19 protein-coding genes are annotated in these 17726 nt (G+C 57.1%); 12 read left to right on the top strand and 7 right to left on the bottom strand.

The window, feature by feature from the left end:
* Nucleotides 1-32 precede the first annotated feature (32 nt).
* On the top strand, nt 33-929 hold the full coding sequence (iolE, locus tag AC6I8B_RS18085; protein ID WP_157353930.1) for a myo-inosose-2 dehydratase: 897 nt from the start codon (nt 33-35) through the stop codon (nt 927-929).
* A 55-nt stretch (nt 930-984) separates the two neighbouring features.
* Here the strand turns inward: iolE and AC6I8B_RS18080 are convergent, their stop codons facing one another.
* Both AC6I8B_RS18080 and AC6I8B_RS18075 read right to left on the bottom strand, forming a co-directional pair.
* Entirely contained in the window at nt 985-1539 is a 555-nt protein-coding gene (locus AC6I8B_RS18080) for a DcrB family lipoprotein (RefSeq protein WP_010253333.1), read from the bottom strand.
* Nucleotides 1540-1655: 116 nt separating this feature from the next.
* Entirely contained in the window at nt 1656-2321 is a 666-nt protein-coding gene (locus AC6I8B_RS18075; protein ID WP_010253331.1) for a 7-cyano-7-deazaguanine/7-aminomethyl-7-deazaguanine transporter, read from the bottom strand.
* A 204-nt stretch (nt 2322-2525) separates the two neighbouring features.
* Between AC6I8B_RS18075 and tusA the strand changes: the two genes are divergently transcribed.
* A complete protein-coding gene (gene tusA, locus AC6I8B_RS18070; protein WP_010253330.1) occupies nt 2526-2777 on the top strand; it encodes a sulfurtransferase TusA in 252 nt (83 codons plus the stop codon).
* 54 nt (nt 2778-2831) lie between these two features.
* On the opposite strand, the gene AC6I8B_RS18065 is transcribed toward tusA, so the two are convergent.
* Together AC6I8B_RS18065 and AC6I8B_RS18060 are read right to left on the bottom strand one after the other, a co-directional pair.
* Nucleotides 2832-5123 (bottom strand): zinc/cadmium/mercury/lead-transporting ATPase, encoded by a 2292-nt coding sequence (locus AC6I8B_RS18065; protein WP_157353928.1) that lies wholly within the window; start codon nt 5121-5123, stop codon nt 2832-2834.
* A 93-nt stretch (nt 5124-5216) separates the two neighbouring features.
* Nucleotides 5217-5846 carry a lysoplasmalogenase gene (locus AC6I8B_RS18060; protein WP_086906610.1) on the bottom strand — a complete coding sequence of 210 codons (630 nt, stop codon included), beginning with the start codon at nt 5844-5846 and terminating at the stop codon, nt 5217-5219.
* A 144-nt stretch (nt 5847-5990) separates the two neighbouring features.
* Here AC6I8B_RS18060 and AC6I8B_RS18055 point away from each other — a divergent pair, with 144 nt between their 5' ends.
* Entirely contained in the window at nt 5991-6347 is a 357-nt protein-coding gene (locus AC6I8B_RS18055; protein ID WP_033759060.1) for a DUF2500 domain-containing protein, read from the top strand.
* Nucleotides 6348-6373: 26 nt separating this feature from the next.
* Here the strand turns inward: AC6I8B_RS18055 and AC6I8B_RS18050 are convergent, their stop codons facing one another.
* Nucleotides 6374-6646: a DUF1145 family protein gene (locus AC6I8B_RS18050; protein WP_003852192.1), complete on the bottom strand. Its 273-nt coding sequence runs from the start codon at nt 6644-6646 to the stop codon at nt 6374-6376.
* Entirely contained in the window at nt 6636-7235 is a 600-nt protein-coding gene (gene rsmD / locus AC6I8B_RS18045; protein ID WP_010671526.1) for a 16S rRNA (guanine(966)-N(2))-methyltransferase, read from the bottom strand. Before rsmD ends, AC6I8B_RS18050 begins: the two co-directional genes overlap by 11 nt.
* 232 nt (nt 7236-7467) lie before the next feature.
* On the opposite strand from rsmD, the gene ftsY reads away from it, so the two are divergent.
* From ftsY to rpoH, 4 genes are all read left to right on the top strand, one after another.
* Nucleotides 7468-9168 (top strand): signal recognition particle-docking protein FtsY, encoded by a 1701-nt coding sequence (ftsY, locus tag AC6I8B_RS18040; protein ID WP_157353925.1) that lies wholly within the window; start codon nt 7468-7470, stop codon nt 9166-9168.
* A gap of 5 nt (nt 9169-9173) precedes the next feature.
* Nucleotides 9174-9842, top strand: a complete 669-nt coding sequence (ftsE, locus tag AC6I8B_RS18035; RefSeq protein WP_010253318.1) for a cell division ATP-binding protein FtsE — start codon at nt 9174-9176, stop codon at nt 9840-9842.
* On the top strand, nt 9832-10815 hold the full coding sequence (ftsX, locus tag AC6I8B_RS18030; protein ID WP_010253316.1) for a permease-like cell division protein FtsX: 984 nt from the start codon (nt 9832-9834) through the stop codon (nt 10813-10815). The genes ftsE and ftsX overlap by 11 nt, the downstream gene beginning before the upstream one ends.
* 240 nt (nt 10816-11055) lie before the next feature.
* Nucleotides 11056-11913, top strand: coding sequence for an RNA polymerase sigma factor RpoH (rpoH, locus tag AC6I8B_RS18025; RefSeq protein ID WP_010253314.1), 858 nt, complete (start codon nt 11056-11058; stop codon nt 11911-11913).
* A gap of 59 nt (nt 11914-11972) precedes the next feature.
* Here rpoH and panM read toward each other — a convergent pair whose 3' ends face one another.
* Nucleotides 11973-12368 (bottom strand): aspartate 1-decarboxylase autocleavage activator PanM, encoded by a 396-nt coding sequence (gene panM / locus AC6I8B_RS18020; protein ID WP_033759053.1) that lies wholly within the window; start codon nt 12366-12368, stop codon nt 11973-11975.
* Nucleotides 12369-12763: 395 nt separating this feature from the next.
* On the opposite strand from panM, the gene AC6I8B_RS18015 reads away from it, so the two are divergent.
* The 5 genes from AC6I8B_RS18015 (at nt 12764) to livF (ending at nt 17684) form a co-directional block, all read left to right on the top strand.
* Nucleotides 12764-13876, top strand: coding sequence for a branched-chain amino acid ABC transporter substrate-binding protein (locus AC6I8B_RS18015; protein ID WP_010253311.1), 1113 nt, complete (start codon nt 12764-12766; stop codon nt 13874-13876).
* Nucleotides 13877-14010: 134 nt separating this feature from the next.
* Nucleotides 14011-14937, top strand: a complete 927-nt coding sequence (livH, locus tag AC6I8B_RS18010; protein WP_009087789.1) for a high-affinity branched-chain amino acid ABC transporter permease LivH — start codon at nt 14011-14013, stop codon at nt 14935-14937.
* Nucleotides 14934-16205 (top strand): high-affinity branched-chain amino acid ABC transporter permease LivM, encoded by a 1272-nt coding sequence (locus AC6I8B_RS18005; RefSeq protein WP_010253305.1) that lies wholly within the window; start codon nt 14934-14936, stop codon nt 16203-16205. The genes livH and AC6I8B_RS18005 overlap by 4 nt, the downstream gene beginning before the upstream one ends.
* Nucleotides 16202-16969: a high-affinity branched-chain amino acid ABC transporter ATP-binding protein LivG gene (gene livG / locus AC6I8B_RS18000; protein ID WP_157353922.1), complete on the top strand. Its 768-nt coding sequence runs from the start codon at nt 16202-16204 to the stop codon at nt 16967-16969. The genes AC6I8B_RS18005 and livG overlap by 4 nt, the downstream gene beginning before the upstream one ends.
* A 1-nt stretch (nt 16970) precedes the next feature.
* A complete protein-coding gene (livF, locus tag AC6I8B_RS17995; RefSeq protein ID WP_029519452.1) occupies nt 16971-17684 on the top strand; it encodes a high-affinity branched-chain amino acid ABC transporter ATP-binding protein LivF in 714 nt (237 codons plus the stop codon).
* The last annotated feature ends 42 nt before the right edge of the window (nt 17685-17726 follow it).

Genomic DNA, 17726 nt, shown 5'->3' with positions numbered 1-17726 from the left:
GGCATGGCCGCTCTCCGCCTGGGAATAAGATAATGAACAAAGAGAATGTAAAACTGGCGATCGCCCCGATCGGCTGGACCAACGATGACATGCCGGATCTCGGCAGTGAGAATACCTTCCAGCAAACCGTCAGTGAGATGGCGCTGGCTGGCTTTACCGGCAGCGAAGTAGGCAGCAAATATCCTCGCGATCCGGCGATCCTGAAACCGATGCTCGACATTCGCGGCATCGAAATCTGCAACGCCTGGTTCAGCACCTTTTTCGCCAACGGCGACAAACAGAAAACTATCGAACAGTTCATCGAGCATATGAACTTCCTGCATGCGATGGGCGCGCGGGTGATTGGCTGTTCTGAACAGAGTAAAAGTATTCAGGGCACCACGCTTGCGGTGTTTGAAGAGAAAGCCATTTTCAGCGATGAAGAGTGGCAGTTAACCGCGGAAGGCTACAACGAACTGGCCCGCATCGCGGCGGAGAAGGGGATGCGCGTGACGCTGCATCACCACATGGGCACCGGCATTCAGACCACTGAAGAGATTGACCGGTTTATGGAGATGACCGACGAGCAGGTCGGTTTGCTCTATGACACCGGCCACGTCTACTACTCCGAAGGCTCCCAGCAGAAGATGCTGGCGGTACTGGAGAAATATCTGCCGCGCATCTTCCACGTGCATCTTAAGGATGTGCGTGATGAGGTGGTCGCCGAGGTGCGTGAGAACCATCTTTCGTTCCTGGAAGGAGTGAAAAAGGGCACCTTTACCGTACCGGGCGATGGCGTGATCGACTTCAGACCGGTGTTCAAAATCCTGGATGATTACGGCTATAAAGGCTGGATGGTGGTTGAAGCGGAGCAGGATCCGGCACTGGCCAATCCGTTTGAATATGCGGTGAAAGCGCGGAAATATATTCGCGAGAATGCAGGTTTATAAAAAGCCCTTCTGAACGAAGGCTGGCTTCCCCGTGCAGGGAAGCCAGCCTTTTGTTTTACTTCAGCGTAATGCTTTTCACGATGTTGTCAGCATCGCTCTGCGCCTGCTGCTGATTATCACCTGGCAGCGTAATCTGCAGCGTCACCAGTTTGCCATCCACTTTCGCCAGAACCACTGAAGACCATGAGGTCTGGTTGTTGGCAGAAATCACCGTATCCAGCTGCTGTGCGGGCTGATCTTTCAGCGTCACAGATTTGTTCGACACCACCTGCAACTGCGGATCGCGGTTACGCTGCTGCTGTTCCATACGCTGCGACAGCACATCCAGACCATCATTGGTCGGGTCGCCGGCAATCACAATAATGGCGCGGGCACCGGTTTCATCAGCATAAACGTGCATGTTAGTGGTCTGCGAACCCAGTTTACCGCTTTTATCGGACATGCCTGGTGGCAGCGAGAAGCTCAGTTTGCCATCCATCAGCGTGACGGTTTGCGCCGACTGACTGGCGCTGACGCCGTTGTCATTCGCCGCTTCATCTTTCTTCTGGTCACAGGCTGCTAAGCCGAGTACCAGTAAACCCATTCCTACATATTTCACCAGGTTGCGCATCAGAATCCCTTTTTAAGTTTCCAGTCAGGCATTAATACAACAGGAATCAGGTTGCAAACGCAACCTGATGATTGTCAGAAGATCTTAGCGGATAGTAGTGGAAACCGTATGGGCACTTAGCCGAAATTGACCTGGCGGGCGGTCTGGCGTTCAGCCAGACGTTTCAGCGCCGCGTTGAGCAGCACGCCGTAGGCGGGCAGGAAGAAGACCATGCAGATCAGCACTTTGAAGCTGTAATCCACCAGGGCAATCTCAACCCAGTGCTGCGCCATAAACGCATCGGGGCTTTTATAGAAGGCGATAAAGAAGAAGGCCAGCGTATCGCTGATATTCCCCAGGAACATGGCGCAGCCCGGCGCAATCCACCACTGTGGCAGGCGACGCAGACGGTTGAACACGTGAACGTCGAGGATCTGACCCAGCGCGTAAGCCATAAAGCTGGCGCAGGCGATACGGGCAACAAACAGATTCATCACTTCCAGTGCCTGCCAGCCCTGCCATTCACCCTGATAGAACAGCGCCGAGACACTGTAAGAGATAAACAGTGCCGGGATCATCACGGCCAGAATAATGCGTCGGGCCAGTGGTGCGCCAAAAATACGCACGGTGAGATCGGTCGCCAGGAAGATAAACGGGAAGCTGAATGCACCCCAGGTGGTGTGGAAGCCAAACACTGAAATGGGCAGCTGAACCAGATAGTTACTCGAAGTGATCACCAGCAGATGAAACAGTGATAACCAGAAAAGCGCATGCATGCGCTGACGTGAAGAAAATGCGAGCATATTCAACCTTTTTAATGTTGGGGTGAGGGAACCCATTGCGGGACGCCGTTCGGGCAGCGCCTGGCAGTTTTATGAGCAAAAAGCGGCGGCATCTTACCGCGTTGTGCTTTTTATGCAATGGTTAATTTTAGCGCAATCGTTATCGCCTTGCTTCACCGCCAGCACGCGCTAGAATGAGCGCCCCTTACCTGAACCGAGTTGATTATGAGCGATGCTTTTTCCTCTGCCGACCATCAGCTGGATGCCCGTGGCCTGCGTTGCCCGGAGCCGGTGATGATGGTGCGCAAAACCGTACGCAGCCTGCAGGATGGCGAGACGTTGCTGATCATCGCCGATGATCCGGCCACCACGCGCGATATTCCCGGCTTCTGCCGCTTTATGGAACATGGCTTGCTGGCGCAGCAAACCGACACGCTGCCCTATCAGTTTCTGATCCGCAAAGGCATGGCGGGTTGACGACAGCCGTACAGGCCGCCGTTAACCTCACTCTTCAGATCAGAAGCCGCCTGCTCAGGCGCGGCGACGCAGTAACCGCAGCGCGTTGGCGGTGACCAGCGCGGTCGCACCCGAATCTGCCAGCACCGCCAGCCAGAGTCCGGTCAGACCCAGCAGGGTTGTGACCAGGAAAATCGCCTTCAGCCCCAGCGCAATACCGATATTCTGGCGGATGATACGCCGTGTCCGGCGTGCCAGCGCAATCATCGGAGCCAGATTGCTGAGCTGATTACGCGTAAGGGCAGCATCGGCCGCTTCCAGTGCCACATCGGTGCCGCTGCCCATCGCAATGCCCAGCGTTGCCGCTTTCATTGCTGGCGCGTCGTTAATGCCATCCCCGACCATCGCCAGCGGCTGTTGCTGACTCAGTTCGCGGATCGCCGCGACTTTATCGGCGGGCAGCAGACTGGCGCGATAATCAATATCGAGCTGGCGGGCAATGGTCGCCGCAGCGCGCGGATTGTCGCCGGTCAGCATCAGGCTCTCAATACCCAGCTTTTTCAGCGCCTTTAACGCCTCGACGGCGTCGTCGCGCAGCTGATCGCGCAGAGCCAGCGCACACAGCACTTCGCCATCGCGCATCAGCACCACCAGAGTTTCACCTTCAGCTTCCTGTAGCGCTATCTGCGCATTTTGCTGCGGCGTCAGACCGGGCGCATGGCCGGGCGTCAGCAGCTGAATCTGCTGGCCAGCGACTTTCGCGCTGATGCCGCGCCCCGCCTGCACCTGCTGATCCTGCGCGTCAGGAATCACCAGATCACGCGCCTGCGCGGCCGCCACGATAGCGCTGGCCAGCGGATGGGTGGCACCCTGTTCCGCAGCGGCGCTCAGCGCCAGCATCTCTGACTCGCTGGCCGTGCCAAAGCGCAGGATCTGCGTCAGCTGTGGCTTGCCCAGCGTCAGGGTACCGGTTTTATCAAACGCCATTCTGCGCACCGAACTCAGCCGCTCCAGCGCCGCACCGCCTTTGATCAGTGCGCCCTGTCGCGCCGCCGCAGCCAGCCCGGAGGTAATGGCGGCAGGCGTGGAGATCACCAGCGCACAGGGGCAGCCAATCAACAGCAGTGTCAGCCCTTTGTAGATCCACGGCTGCCAGTCGCCTGCGCCGAGCAGTGGCGGCACCACCATCACCAGCAGCGAGAGCAGCATGACCAGCGGCGTGTAAATACGGCTGAACTGGTCGATAAAGCGTTCGACCGGCGCACGATGCGTTTCCGCTTCTTCAATCAGCTGCAGGATACGGTCGATCGCGCTTTCACCCGGCTTCGACACCACTTCCAGCATCACCAGGCGATCAACGCTGGTAGCACCGGCGAGGATTTTTTCGCCGCTGGCCCGCGTTACCGGCAGTGATTCACCGGTCAGCGCGCTCTCATCGAAACTGGCAAGCGGGCTGATTAAGCTGCCATCGACCGGCAAGCGGCTGCCCGCCGCGACTTCAATCACATCGCCGGGTTGCAGCGCTGCGAGCGGTACCTCAGTACGTTTGCCCTGTTCAAGACGGATCGCCGATTCAGGCCGCAACGCCATCAGGCTGGTAACGCCGCTGCGCGCCCTGGAAGCGGCATAGCTTTCCAGCTGTTCGCCCAGCTGAAACAACACCAGCACCATCGCGGCTTCAGCGTGTGCGCCAATAATCAGTGCGCCAGCTGACGCCAGCGTCATTAATGTCTCAATAGTAAAAGGCGATCCGCTGCGCAGACGCTGCCAGGCACCGCGCGCCACCGGGACCAGGCCGACCAGCGTGGTCAGCACAAACAGCCGATCGCCCCAGGCGGGCGCGAACTGGCTGAGAATGCTACTGGCAAGCACCAGCAGCGCCAGCAAAATCAGCATTCGGTTATGCTGCCAGCCCGGCGTAGCGGGGGATGTGGCCGACGTGGCTGATGGGGTTGCGAGCTGGAACCCGGCTTTTTTCACCGCCTTTTCAACGGCGTTTTGTACATCCTGGTCAGCATTGACCACCAGTTTCTCGCTGCTGAACAAGACACGGGCGTCGGTCACGCCACTTACCTGACGGACAGCGGTTTCAATGGTGCGGGCACACGACGGGCAATCCATCCCGCTGACCTGCCAGCTAAAGGGATAACTGTCGGCACCTCGCCGGTCGCTTTCCTCAGCGGTGTCGGCGTCGTTGCCAGGGCTGCAGTGACTGTCACAGCAACAGCCTGCCGTCTCGGCAGGTACAGGCGTCGCGGCGTGAATAGAAAGGGAGAGGGGGCGGGCCTGGCGAACCTGGCACAGCGGTTTTGCTGCGGCGTGACTGGCACGGGGTTTGCCGCAGCCACAGGCGTGATGTTGATGCATATGACCTCCAGAGTGTAAGAATAGTGGGATGAGCAACGCAGCCCATCCTTTATCCTACACTCTGGAGTGAACTCCAGAGTCAAGGCTATTTTTTCAGACGACCCACAACGAGCGCACGATCATAAAGTGACCGGCGAAGTAGCAGGCGGCGACAATCGCGCTGTCGGCGGTAAAGCGGCGACGATAGTGAGAGATAAACCAGACGGCGTTTGCCAGCAGCAGCAGACCGGCACCCACCATGATCGAGAAGCTGTAATCGGTCGGGCGGAAGAAGTACTGCTCGGTCGCTATCCAGGTCATCACCAGCGTCATGCCGATAAAGGTGCAGACAGGCCAGCGCAGATCTTCCAGTCGGCTCCAGATGACGCCAATCAGGGCGGCACCGATGATGAGCAGCGTCAGCGGAATTGGCCAGAAGAAGGTCATGGTCATGCTGGCGGCGAAGCAGAGGGTATAAAGCAGGTGCGACAGGAAGAAAGCCCCGATGGCATAGAGCATCTGCTGACGCGGCAGCAGCGTTAACGCATCACCGACCAGCGTCGCGACCAGACCGGCCAGAATCAGGTAGTCCGTAGTCTGTAGCACCGGTGCCTGCCAGGCCAGCCCGACAAGCAGCAGCAGCGTGACCGGCTTAAATAACCAGCGTTGCCATTGCGGGCCGCGATAGGTGGCGTCGACATAGAGCCAGCCGGAGAAAAGTACAGCGAGGAAAGACCAGAGCATTGTTTCTCCCTTTTTTGTTCAAAATGGTGAAAGATCCCAAAATATCCCTTTCAGTTTAGGTTAAGCCTCTGAGATGTGACAATCAGGCAACTCTGGTTGTATGCTTTGCCGCCTGATTAATCATCCTGCAGGCACAAGAACGCTATGAGCAAACCGCCGCTAATCTTTATCATCGTTCTGGCGATTATCGCCGTGCTGGCGACCCGTCAGTTTATTAAGCAACGCCGGGAAGTGGCGGTGAATGACGCTTCACCCGAGCGTTCTCTGCAGGTTGAGGTCAAAACCAAACGTGAATTTCCTGCACCCAATCGCCGTTCACGGCAGCGGGAAGTGATCGCCGGGGAAGAGATGCGCTACGAGGTGCTGTTTCACCCGCTTAACGGTGCCAGCGACATCAAAGTGCAGCTTAAAGAGGCGGAATATCATCAGCTGGACAAGGGCGCCAGAGGCGAGCTGAAGATGCAGGGCACGCGCTTTATCAGCTTCACACCCCGGCAGTAACCGGCGGGCAGTGCGCCCGCCCGGAATTATTTCTTGCGTGGGAAGTTTTTCTTCTGCCAGGCGACCAGTTCGAATACCCCGAACAGAAACACTTTGGCCTGGGTGACGCGGTCAATCGGCGGCGCATCTTTGGTCTGCGTGGTGCGCAGTAACACCAGCTGCAGGCCATGCATCAGGATCATGAAAATCAGCGCAACGTTGATAAAATAAGTCAGCGGTTTCGGGTAGGGATGAACCAGGTTAGCCAGTAAAAATCCCCACACGCATAGCATCAACAGACGCCCCAAATTAAGTAACATCCTGCGTCTCCTGTTGACGTTGATACAAACGATAAGCCACTTGTCCGGCTATTTTCTCGCGATAAAGATCCCACTCTGGCGGCACCGGCGGTGCGCCATTTTCCACTTCACTTTCGACGTAAATCAGCGCCTGATCGGCCAGCCAGTGATTCTGCTCCAGCAACTGTAACGTCTGTTCCAGCAATCCCTGACGAAACGGCGGATCGATAAACACCACATCAAAGGGTTCACCTGGCTGTGCCAGCCAGTTTAACGCATTGGTCTGAATCACGGTGCCATTACTGGCGCGCAACGTCTGCAGATTTTTTGTCAGCTGCTGCGCCACCGGCCGTTCCAGCTCCAGCAGCGTCGCCGATCCCGCGTAACGCGACAGGGCTTCCAGTCCTAATGCGCCGCTACCGGCAAAGCAGTCGAGGCAGCGCGCTTCTGGCAGCACCGGGGCCAGCCAGTTAAACAGCGTCTCACGTACCCGATCGGTGGTCGGGCGCAGTCCGGCGCTGTCCGGCACCGGCAGTTTGCGTCCGCGCCACTGGCCGCCAATGATGCGAATCTGCCCGGCACCGCCTGTACTGCGGGGGTTTTTATTCATCTTGCTCACAACTCGTCATAATTTGTTGCGTAGTTTAACGGGCGAATCGGTGAGAAGAAACGTTAAAAAAGGGTGCTGTGGTGAGCTGGCTGGAAAGTGTTAGACTACTGAGTTGCTGAAGTCATGCATTATTCTGTGGTTTACGCCGGTCTGGCGCTGACCAACTTTCATTGATTTACCCCTGGAAACCACGCGCGACCGGGACAAAGCCATCGAGGAGTGTCGTCACACAATGGCAAAAGAGAAAAAACGTGGCTTTTTTTCCTGGCTGGGATTTGGCAAAGAGGAAGAGAAACAACCTGTCGCGGAGGAGCAGACACAAGAGGTCGCAGAACCCGCAGAGCAGCAGGCAGAACAGGCCGCCCCGGCATTAAGCCAGGCTGAAGCGCAAGCGGAAGAGACTGTCGTTATCACCGAAACGGTGGCCGGGCAGCAGCGTGAGGCGGAAGTCACCGCGGCAGCGCCGCATGAGTCAGCACCCATGGTGCTGGATGAAGCTGCGCCGATTGAGGCCGATCCTGAAGCGCTACTGGAAATCGCCGCACCTGAACATGACGCGACGCCGGTTATTGACGCCGACGACGTGGTCACGCCGATCGCTGACGAGGCTCCGGCAGATGCGCCGTTAAGCGAAGAAGAGCTGACCGCGCTGGCACTGGGCGACGCCCCGATCGTTGAAACCCCGCACAGCGAAGCGGACGCGGCATTAAGCGAAGAAGAGCTGACCGCGCTGGCACTGGGCGACGCCCCGATCGTTGAAACCCCGGACAGCGAAGCGGACGCGCCGTTAAGCGAAGAAGAGCTGACCGCGCTGGCGCTGGATGACGCCGGGATCGTTGAAACCCCGCACAGCGAAGCCGAAGCGCCGCTGACCGAGGAAGAGCTGACCGCACTGGCACTGGGCGAAGCCGAAGTCACCGACGCGGAACCGGCAGAGACATTATCCGATACCGTCAGCGATCTCCCGCTGGCCGCCGCGCCACTCATCGTGCAGGAGCAGGAGCGTCCCAGCAAAGAGGGCTTCTTTGCCCGCCTGAAGCGCAGCCTGGTGAAAACCCGTCAGAACCTCGGTTCCGGTTTTATCAGCCTGTTCCGTGGCAAAAAGATTGATGATGAGCTGTTTGACGAGCTGGAAGAGCAGCTGCTGATTGCGGATGTGGGTGTGGATACCACTCGCCGCATCATCACGCATCTGACCCAGCAGGCAAACCGCAAGCAACTGCGTGACGCGGAAGCGCTCTTCGGCCTGCTGAAAGCGGAGATGGCCTCGATTCTGGCGAAAGTGGATGCGCCACTGGACGTCTCAGGCAAAACGCCGTTTGTGATCCTGATGGTTGGCGTCAATGGTGTAGGTAAAACCACCACCATCGGTAAACTGGCGCGCCAGTATCAGGCTGAAGGCAAATCCGTGATGTTAGCGGCTGGTGATACCTTCCGCGCCGCGGCTGTTGAGCAGCTGCAGGTGTGGGGCCAGCGCAATAACATTCCGGTGATTGCTCAGCACACCGGTGCAGATTCCGCTTCGGTGATCTTCGATGCTATTCAGGCGGCTAAATCGCGTGGCGTTGACGTGCTGATTGCCGATACCGCGGGTCGTCTGCAGAACAAATCGCACCTGATGGAAGAGCTGAAAAAAATCACCCGCGTGATGAAGAAACTGGATGATTCAGCGCCACACGAAGTGATGCTGACGCTGGATGCCAGCACCGGACAGAATGCGGTCAGCCAGGCCCGACTGTTTAATGAAGCCGTTGGCGTGACCGGGATTGCGCTCACCAAGCTGGATGGCACCGCCAAAGGCGGCGTGATCTTCTCGGTGGCCGATCAGTTCGGTATTCCGATTCGCTACATTGGTGTCGGTGAAGGCATTGAAGATTTACGGCCGTTTAAGGCGGAAGATTTTATTGAGGCACTGTTTGCCCGAGAGGACTAATTAGGATGATTCGCTTTGAAGAGGTCAGTAAGGCATATCTCGGCGGACGTCAGGCGCTGCAGGGGGTAGATTTCCGTCTGCGTCCCGGCGAAATGGCGTTTCTGACCGGCCACTCCGGTGCCGGTAAAAGTACCTTGCTGAAGCTGATTTGTGGCATTGAGCGCCCGAGTGCCGGAAAAATCTGGTTCAGCGGCCATGACATTTCCCGCCTGCGTAACAGCGAGGTGCCTTTCCTGCGTCGTCAGATCGGCATGATTTTCCAGGATCACCACCTGCTGATGGATCGTTCGGTTTATGAAAATGTGGCGATCCCGCTGATTATCTCCGGTGCCAGCGGCGAAGACATTCGTCGTCGCGTTTCGGCAGCACTGGATAAAGTGGGTCTGCTCGACAAAGCGAAAAGTTATCCGATTCAGCTTTCTGGCGGTGAACAGCAGCGTGTGGGCATCGCCCGTGCGGTGGTGAACAAGCCAGCCGTGCTGCTGGCCGATGAACCGACCGGTAACCTTGACGACGCGCTGTCAGAAGATATTCTGCGCCTGTTCGAAGAGTTTAACCGCGTCGGCGTCACCGTCCTGATGGCGACGCATGACAGCGGTCTTATCGCCCGACGCAACTACCGGATGATGACGCTGAATCAGGGACGTCTGCACGGAGGCCACGATGGTCAATAAACGCATTAAACGTCCGGCTGCGCCGAAAGCGAAGCAGCAGTCGAAGAGCAAAGCGCTGAAAGGCGGCTGGCAGGAGCAGTGGCGCTATGCGCTGCGCGGTACGCTTTCTGATATGTGGCGTCAGCCGCTGGCAACCCTGCTGACGGTGATGGTCATCGCCATTTCACTGACGCTGCCCAGCGTCTGCTACATGGTGTGGAAAAACGTCAGCCAGGCGGCAACGCAGTGGTATCCTGCGCCGCAGTTAACCGTTTATCTCTCCAAAACGCTGGATGACACGGCGGCAGAAAACGTGGTGGCGCAGCTCAAGCAGGTCGAAGGCGTGGATAACGTCAACTACCTGACGCGGGAAGAGGCGCTGAACGAGTTCCGCAACTGGTCAGGCTTTGGCGGCGCAATGGATATGCTGGAGCAGAATCCGCTGCCTGCGGTGGCCATCATTACACCTAAGCTCAATTTCCAGAACTCAGACACCATGCAAAGCCTGCGCGATCGGGTGACCAAAGTGCAGGGCGTGGATGAAGTGCGGATGGATGATAGCTGGTTTGCGCGGCTGGCGGCGCTGACCGGGCTGGTGGGGCAGATCGCCTCAATGATTGGCGTGCTGATGATCGTGGCTGTGTTCCTGGTGATCGGTAACAGCGTCCGGCTCAGCATCTTTGCCCGACGCGACACCATTAACGTGCAGAAGCTGATTGGCGCCACTGACGGCTTTATCCTGCGTCCATTCCTCTATGGCGGGGCGCTGCTGGGCTTCAGCGGGGCGGTGCTGTCGCTGCTGCTGTCGGAAGTGCTGGTGCTGCGTCTGCAGTCCGTTGTTGCCAGTGTAGCGACGGTATTTGGTACCACCTTCTCGCTGGAAGGCTTCTCCTGGGATGAGGCGCTGCTGCTGTTACTGATTGCGGCGATCATCGGCTGGGTGGCTGCGTGGCTGGCCACGGTACAACATTTACGTCGATTTACGCCGCAGTAAACGCCTGCAACATTTTTTTGTTATAATGGTCCTCTGCTACCGATGGTGGGTGCAGAGGATATTTCCCCTCTTCCCTTCCTGTCATCTGTGTGTAAAATATTCACCGCTATAATTGAACTTGTGGATAACTTTACCACTCTAAGTAGCACAGATTGCTTTCGGATTTCGCGCGACGTTGACGTAATGTATCGTCTGCGCAGGGAAATGTGCGGCAATTCCACTGAATTTGTGAGGGTTTGAATGACCAAAGAAATGCAAACTTTAGCTATTGCTCCTCTTGGCAACCTGGAGTCTTACGTCCGGGCTGCTAATACCTGGCCGATGCTCTCGGCAGAAGAGGAAAAAGCGTTGGCTGAACGGCTGCATTACCAGGGCGATCTGGATGCGGCAAAGACGCTGATCCTGTCTCACCTACGCTTTGTAGTTCATATCGCTCGTAATTACTCCGGCTACGGTCTGCCACAGGCTGACCTGGTCCAGGAAGGCAATATCGGCCTGATGAAAGCGGTACGTCGCTTCAACCCAGAAGTGGGCGTGCGTCTGGTTTCGTTTGCCGTGCACTGGATTAAAGCGGAGATTCACGAATACGTGCTGCGTAACTGGCGTATCGTGAAAGTCGCGACCACCAAAGCACAGCGTAAGCTGTTCTTTAACCTGCGTAAAACCAAGCAGCGTCTGGGCTGGTTCAATCAGGACGAAGTCGAGATGGTTGCGCGTGAGCTGGGCGTAAGCAGCAAAGATGTGCGTGAAATGGAATCGCGTATGGCCGCGCAGGATATGACCTTTGATATGTCTGCCGACGACGAGAGCAGCGAAGGCCGATCTATGGCGCCCGTGCTTTATCTTCAGGATAAAACCTCTGACTTTGCTGACGGCATTGAAGAGGATAACTGGGATGCGCATGCGGCTGACAAGCTGAGCTATGCGATGGAAGGTCTGGATGAGCGTAGTCAGCACATTATTCGCGCCCGCTGGCTGGACGAAGACAATAAAACCACGCTGCAGGAGCTGGCCGATCAGTACGGCGTGTCAGCCGAACGTGTCCGGCAGCTGGAAAAGAACGCCATGAAGAAACTGCGTATGGCGATCGAAGCGTAACGCACTTCGACATCTTAAGGGGCGACTTTATGTCGCCCTTTTTGTTTTTCTGCGCCTGACTATTCTACCGCCATTATCCAGCCGTCACTCTGCGCCCTGAAGCCACACGCCTGCATAAAGGCTGCCCGCACCTGCTGATCGTCACTGCCATCATCGGCAATCCACCAGTCCGCTATCGACCCATTCTGCCTGATCGTCTCCTCCAGTAAATATTGTCCCACCCCGCGTCGCCGGGTGACATCGCGCACCGACAGCCGGTGAATTTTGCCGTGGATCCCGGCGATTTCCAGCTGCAAACCCGCCAGTAGCCGGTCGTTAAAACGGGCAGCATAGAGACGATGGCGCTCATCCAGCTGCTGCTCCAGTTGTTCAATCTCCAGATCCGGCCAGACTTTGCCAAGATCGATGCGGTCCTGCGCGGTCAGCGTGGTTAAACGCTGGATAGTGAGCTTCATAACAAAAACCTCTGTAACAGGGGAAAGTGCAGCGAAAATGTACAACCAGAGTGCTACCACATTTTCATCAATAAAACAGGTCAAAAGATGGTCGGGATGCCAGGATGATAGTTGTAAACAGGGAGAGCGTGCGATCAATCCAGCATAACGCGCTGGCAAAGCGGTGAAAAACCGGCCGTTGCCTCCAGTGTATTATGCTGTTTCACTCAGTCAATTCTGAATATGTCAGTTGATTTACAGAAGAAACTTCCTGTTTAATAACCTGAAAAATAAAGCCTTATTAATAAATAATGTCAGAAAAGTACGCTAAGTCATTCATGCTTAATCAGTTTTCGACTTTATCTGACAGCACAAACACTCACAACATACACGACAAAACAAATGGGGTAGTCAGGATGAAAATGAAAGGTCGCGCATTACTGGCGGGATGTGTAGCACTGGCGATGAGCCATGCGGCGCTGGCTGAAGATATCAAAGTGGCGATTGTCGGCGCAATGTCTGGCCCGGTGGCGCAGTACGGCGACATGCAGTTCGCCGGTGCGACTCAGGCAATTGAAGATATCAACGCCAAAGGCGGTGTTAACGGCAACAAACTGGTTGCGGTGAAATATGACGACGCCTGTGACCCGAAACAGGCGGTTGCGGTAGCGAACAAGGTGATTAACGACGGCATCCGCTACGTGATCGGTCATCTCTGCTCTTCATCCACCCAGCCCGCTTCTGACATCTATGAAGATGAAGGCGTGCTGATGATTACCCCGGCGGCGACCGCCCCTGACCTGACTTCCCGCGGCTATAAACTGATTATGCGCACCACCGGTCTCGACTCCGATCAGGGTCCGACCGCCGCGAAATATGTGATGAGCGAGCTTAAACCGCAGCGCATCGCCGTAGTGCATGACAAACAGCAGTATGGCGAAGGCCTGGCGCGCTCCGTACAGGAGAGCCTGAAAAAGCAGGGCGCTAATATCGTGATGTTTGAAGGTATCACCGCTGGCGATAAAGATTTCTCTACGCTGGTCGCGCGCTTCAAGAAAGAGAACGTCGATTTCGTCTATTTCGGCGGTTACTACCCGGAAATGGGCCAGATCGTGCGTCAGGCACGTGCTGCGGGCCTGAAAACCCAGTTTATGGGACCGGAAGGCGTGGGTAACGCCTCGCTGTCGAACATCGCCGGTGCCGCTTCTGAAGGCATGCTGGTGACCCTGCCAAAACGCTACGACCAGGTTGAAACCAACAAACCGATCGTGGAAGCGCTGAAAGCGAAGAAACTGGATCCGACCGGACCGTTCGTCTGGACCACCTATGCCGCACTGCAGTCGCTGGCAACCGGCATGGAGCGCAGCAAGAGCGCTGAGCCGGACGCTATCGTGAAAAACCTCAAGGAAGGTGCCGCGGTGCCAACCGTGATGGGCAACCTGAACTGGGATGAGAAGGGTGACCTTAAGGGCTTTGAATTCGGCGTCTTTAAATGGCATGCCGATGGCACCTCGACTGCTGTGAAGTAAACCAGGCTGTTTTGTGGTGAGCGGAAGACCGGTTAACCGGTTTCCCCTGACCAGCGACACGAACGCCTGGTGCTGGTCTGCCAGGCGTTTTTTGTACCCCGATCGCCCACGATCGGTTAAGTAAGGGTCAAGGTATGTCCGAGCAGTTTCTCTATTTTATTCAGCAGATGTTTAACGGTGTGACCCTGGGCAGCACCTACGCGCTGATCGCCATCGGTTACACCATGGTTTACGGCATTATCGGCATGATCAACTTCGCCCACGGCGAGGTCTACATGATCGGTAGCTATGTCTCCTTTATCGTGATTGCCGCCCTGATGATGATGGGCATCGACACCACCTGGCTGATGATTGCGGCCGGCTTTGTGATGGCGGTAATTATCTCCAGCGCCTACGGCTGGAGCATTGAGCGCGTCGCCTACCGGCCTGTGCGCTCGTCCAAGCGCCTGATTGCGCTGATCTCCGCCATCGGGATGTCGATATTCCTGCAAAACTACGTCAGCCTGACGCAGGGTTCACGCGACCTGGCGCTGCCGAGTCTGATTACCGGACAGTGGACGGTAGGCGAGAGCAACGGCTTTGCCGCCACGATTTCTACCATGCAGATAGTGATCTGGGTGGTGACGTTCCTGGCGATGCTGGCGCTGACCACCTTTATCCGCTACTCACGCATGGGCCGCGCCTGCCGCGCCTGCGCAGAAGACCTGAAAATGGCCAGCCTGCTGGGAATAAACACGGACCGCGTGATCTCGCTGACATTTGTTATCGGTGCCGCGATGGCCGCGGTGGCGGGCGTATTGCTGGGACAGTTCTACGGTTCAATCAACCCCTTCATCGGCTTTATGGCAGGTATGAAGGCGTTCACCGCCGCTGTGCTGGGCGGGATTGGCAGTATTCCGGGCGCGATGATTGGCGGCCTGGTGCTGGGCATCGCCGAGGCGCTGACCTCGGCCTATCTCAGCACAGAATATAAAGATGTGGTCTCGTTTGCCCTGCTGATTGTGGTGCTACTGGTGATGCCGACCGGGATTCTGGGTCGCCCGGAGGTCGAAAAAGTATGAAGACTTCCTTTATCAATGCCCTGATCTCCTCGGTGATGCTGCTGGTGCTCGCCACCTTCTTTATGGGGCTGCGCCTGAATCTGGACGGCACTAATCTGGTGGTGCAGAACGCCGGTAGCGTGCGCTGGAACTGGATCGCCACAGGCTGTGCGGTGGTGTTTCTGTTTCAGCTGCTGCGTCCGGTATGGCAAAGCGGCCTGAAGAAAATTTCCGGTCCGGCGCTGGTGTTACCGGGTCTGGATGGCTCGACGCCGAAGCAGAAGCTGGTGATGGCGGTGCTGATTATCGCCGCCGTTGCCTGGCCATTCCTGGTGTCACGCGGCACCGTGGATATCGCCACCATGACGCTGATCTACGTGATGCTCGGCCTGGGCTTAAACGTGGTGGTCGGCCTCTCTGGCCTGCTGGTGCTGGGTTATGGCGGCTTTTACGCCATCGGTGCCTACACCTTTGCGCTGCTGAACCACTATTACGGTCTCGGCTTCTGGCAGTGCCTGCCGCTCTCCGGCATAGTTGCCGCGCTGTTTGGTCTGCTGCTGGGCTTCCCGGTGCTGCGACTGCGCGGCGACTATCTGGCGATAGTGACGCTGGGCTTCGGTGAGATCGTGCGTATTCTGCTGCTGAACAATACCGCCCTGACCGGCGGGCCGAACGGCATCAGCCAGATCCCGAAACCGACGCTGTTTGGTCTGGAGTTTGGTCGTACGCCGCGGGAAGGCGGCTGGGATACCTTCCATAACTTCTTTGGGCTGAAGTACGATCCCAGCGACCGCATTATCTTCCTCTACCTGGTGGCGCTGCTGCTGGTGGTGCTGACGTTGTTTGTGATCAACCGGCTGCTGCGGATGCCGCTGGGCCGAGCCTGGGAAGCCCTGCGTGAGGATGAGATTGCCTGTCGTTCACTGGGCCTCAGCCCGACCCGCATCAAGCTGACCGCCTTTACCATCAGTGCCGCGTTTGCCGGTTTTGCCGGCAGCCTGTTCGCGGCACGTCAGGGCTTTGTCAGCCCGGAATCCTTTACCTTTGTCGAATCCGCCTTTGTGCTGGCGATTGTGGTGCTGGGCGGGATGGGTTCGCAGTTTGCGGTGATTCTGGCCGCCATTCTGCTGGTGGTGTCACGCGAGCTGATGCGCGATCTCAATGAGTACAGCATGCTGGTGCTGGGTGGCCTGATGGTGCTGATGATGATCTGGCGTCCGCAGGGCCTGTTGCCGATGAAGCGTCCGCATCTGAAGCTCAGAACCGGTAAACAAGGAGAGCAGGCATGATTCAGCCTTTATTAGCCGTTGAAGGCCTGATGATGCGCTTCGGCGGTCTGTTAGCCGTGAACAATGTGGCGCTGGAGCTGCGTCCGCAGGAGATCGTTTCGCTGATTGGTCCCAACGGTGCCGGTAAAACCACCGTGTTCAACTGCCTGACCGGCTTTTACAAGCCAACCGGCGGGACGATCACATTGCGTGAGCAGCATCTGGAAGGGGTGCCGGGCCAGAAGATTGCGCGGATGGGCATCGTGCGGACGTTCCAGCATGTGCGTCTGTTCCGTGAGATGACGGTCATTGAGAATCTGCTGGTGGCGCAACATCAGCATCTGAAAAGTGGTGTATTTTCCGGTCTGCTGAAAACCCCGGCGTTTCGCCGCAGTGAGAGCGAGGCGCTGGATCGTGCGGCGATCTGGCTGGAGCGGGTGGGGCTGCTGGATCTGGCTAACCGTCAGGCGGGCAATCTGGCCTATGGTCAGCAGCGTCGGCTGGAGATTGCGCGCTGTATGGTGACGCGCCCGGAAATCCTGATGCTGGATGAACCGGCGGCGGGCCTTAATCCCAAAGAGACGCACGAGCTGGACGCGCTGATTGCGGAGCTGCGTGGTGAACACAAGGTGTCGGTGCTGCTGATTGAACATGATATGAAGCTGGTGATGGGGATTTCTGACCGTATTTATGTGGTCAATCAGGGAACGCCGCTGGCTAACGGAACGCCGGAAGAGATTCGTAATAACCCGGATGTCATTCGTGCCTATTTAGGAGAGGCCTGAGATGGCAAATGCGATGTTAACCATTGAGAACGTCAGCGCCCACTACGGCAAAATTCAGGCGCTGCACAACGTCAGCCTCTATATCAATCAGGGCGAAATCGTCACCCTGATTGGCGCTAACGGTGCCGGAAAAACCACGCTGCTGGGTACGCTGTGCGGCGAACCGCGCGCGACGCAGGGCACCATTACCTTTGATGGCAAAACCATCACCGACTGGCAAACCTCGCGCATTATGCGTGAAGCGATCGCCATCGTGCCGGAAGGCCGGCGGGTCTTTTCGCGCATGACGGTAGAAGAGAACCTGGCGATGGGGGGCTTTTTTGCCAGCCGTCCGGACTATCTGACGCGGATCAAGCGCGTTTATGAACTCTTCCCGCGTCTGGAGGAGCGTAAAATCCAGCGCGCCGGGACGATGTCGGGCGGCGAACAGCAGATGCTGGCGATTGGCCGTGCGCTGATGAGCCAGCCGCGCCTGCTGTTGCTGGACGAACCGTCGCTGGGACTGGCACCGATCATTATTCAGCAAATCTTCGACACCATTGAGCAGCTGCGCAGCGAGGGGATGACTATTTTCCTGGTGGAGCAGAATGCGAATCAGGCGCTGAAGCTGGCGGATAGGGGCTATGTGCTGGAGAACGGGCATGTGGTGCTCGAAGACACAGGTTCAGCACTTCTTTCCAACGAAGCCGTCCGCAGCGCGTACCTCGGAGCTTAATATTCAGAGGCCTGGCTTGCTTGCCAGGTTGTGGTTGGGCAG

It is taken from the genome of Pantoea sp. X-Soil-ISGK-285 (genome assembly GCF_059730815.1).
This window is presented reverse-complemented; position numbering and strand designations above follow the sequence as displayed.

What these genes read in the sequence shown, in the direction of transcription:
- AC6I8B_RS18065 (WP_157353928.1), bottom strand. Translation starts at nt 5,123, where the DNA reads ATGCATCAACATCACGCCTGTGGCTGCGGCAAACCCCGTGCCAGTCAC.
- livH (WP_009087789.1), top strand. Translation starts at nt 14,011, where the DNA reads ATGTCCGAGCAGTTTCTCTATTTTATTCAGCAGATGTTTAACGGTGTG.
- livF (WP_029519452.1), top strand. Translation starts at nt 16,971, where the DNA reads ATGGCAAATGCGATGTTAACCATTGAGAACGTCAGCGCCCACTACGGC.
- rsmD (WP_010671526.1), bottom strand. Translation starts at nt 7,235, where the DNA reads ATGAATAAAAACCCCCGCAGTACAGGCGGTGCCGGGCAGATTCGCATC.
- AC6I8B_RS18005 (WP_010253305.1), top strand. Translation starts at nt 14,934, where the DNA reads ATGAAGACTTCCTTTATCAATGCCCTGATCTCCTCGGTGATGCTGCTG.
- livG (WP_157353922.1), top strand. Translation starts at nt 16,202, where the DNA reads ATGATTCAGCCTTTATTAGCCGTTGAAGGCCTGATGATGCGCTTCGGC.
- AC6I8B_RS18050 (WP_003852192.1), bottom strand. Translation starts at nt 6,646, where the DNA reads ATGTTACTTAATTTGGGGCGTCTGTTGATGCTATGCGTGTGGGGATTT.
- rpoH (WP_010253314.1), top strand. Translation starts at nt 11,056, where the DNA reads ATGACCAAAGAAATGCAAACTTTAGCTATTGCTCCTCTTGGCAACCTG.
- iolE (WP_157353930.1), top strand. Translation starts at nt 33, where the DNA reads ATGAACAAAGAGAATGTAAAACTGGCGATCGCCCCGATCGGCTGGACC.
- ftsY (WP_157353925.1), top strand. Translation starts at nt 7,468, where the DNA reads ATGGCAAAAGAGAAAAAACGTGGCTTTTTTTCCTGGCTGGGATTTGGC.
- panM (WP_033759053.1), bottom strand. Translation starts at nt 12,368, where the DNA reads ATGAAGCTCACTATCCAGCGTTTAACCACGCTGACCGCGCAGGACCGC.
- tusA (WP_010253330.1), top strand. Translation starts at nt 2,526, where the DNA reads ATGAGCGATGCTTTTTCCTCTGCCGACCATCAGCTGGATGCCCGTGGC.
- AC6I8B_RS18075 (WP_010253331.1), bottom strand. Translation starts at nt 2,321, where the DNA reads ATGCTCGCATTTTCTTCACGTCAGCGCATGCATGCGCTTTTCTGGTTA.
- AC6I8B_RS18055 (WP_033759060.1), top strand. Translation starts at nt 5,991, where the DNA reads ATGAGCAAACCGCCGCTAATCTTTATCATCGTTCTGGCGATTATCGCC.
- AC6I8B_RS18015 (WP_010253311.1), top strand. Translation starts at nt 12,764, where the DNA reads ATGAAAATGAAAGGTCGCGCATTACTGGCGGGATGTGTAGCACTGGCG.
- AC6I8B_RS18080 (WP_010253333.1), bottom strand. Translation starts at nt 1,539, where the DNA reads ATGCGCAACCTGGTGAAATATGTAGGAATGGGTTTACTGGTACTCGGC.
- AC6I8B_RS18060 (WP_086906610.1), bottom strand. Translation starts at nt 5,846, where the DNA reads ATGCTCTGGTCTTTCCTCGCTGTACTTTTCTCCGGCTGGCTCTATGTC.
- ftsE (WP_010253318.1), top strand. Translation starts at nt 9,174, where the DNA reads ATGATTCGCTTTGAAGAGGTCAGTAAGGCATATCTCGGCGGACGTCAG.
- ftsX (WP_010253316.1), top strand. Translation starts at nt 9,832, where the DNA reads ATGGTCAATAAACGCATTAAACGTCCGGCTGCGCCGAAAGCGAAGCAG.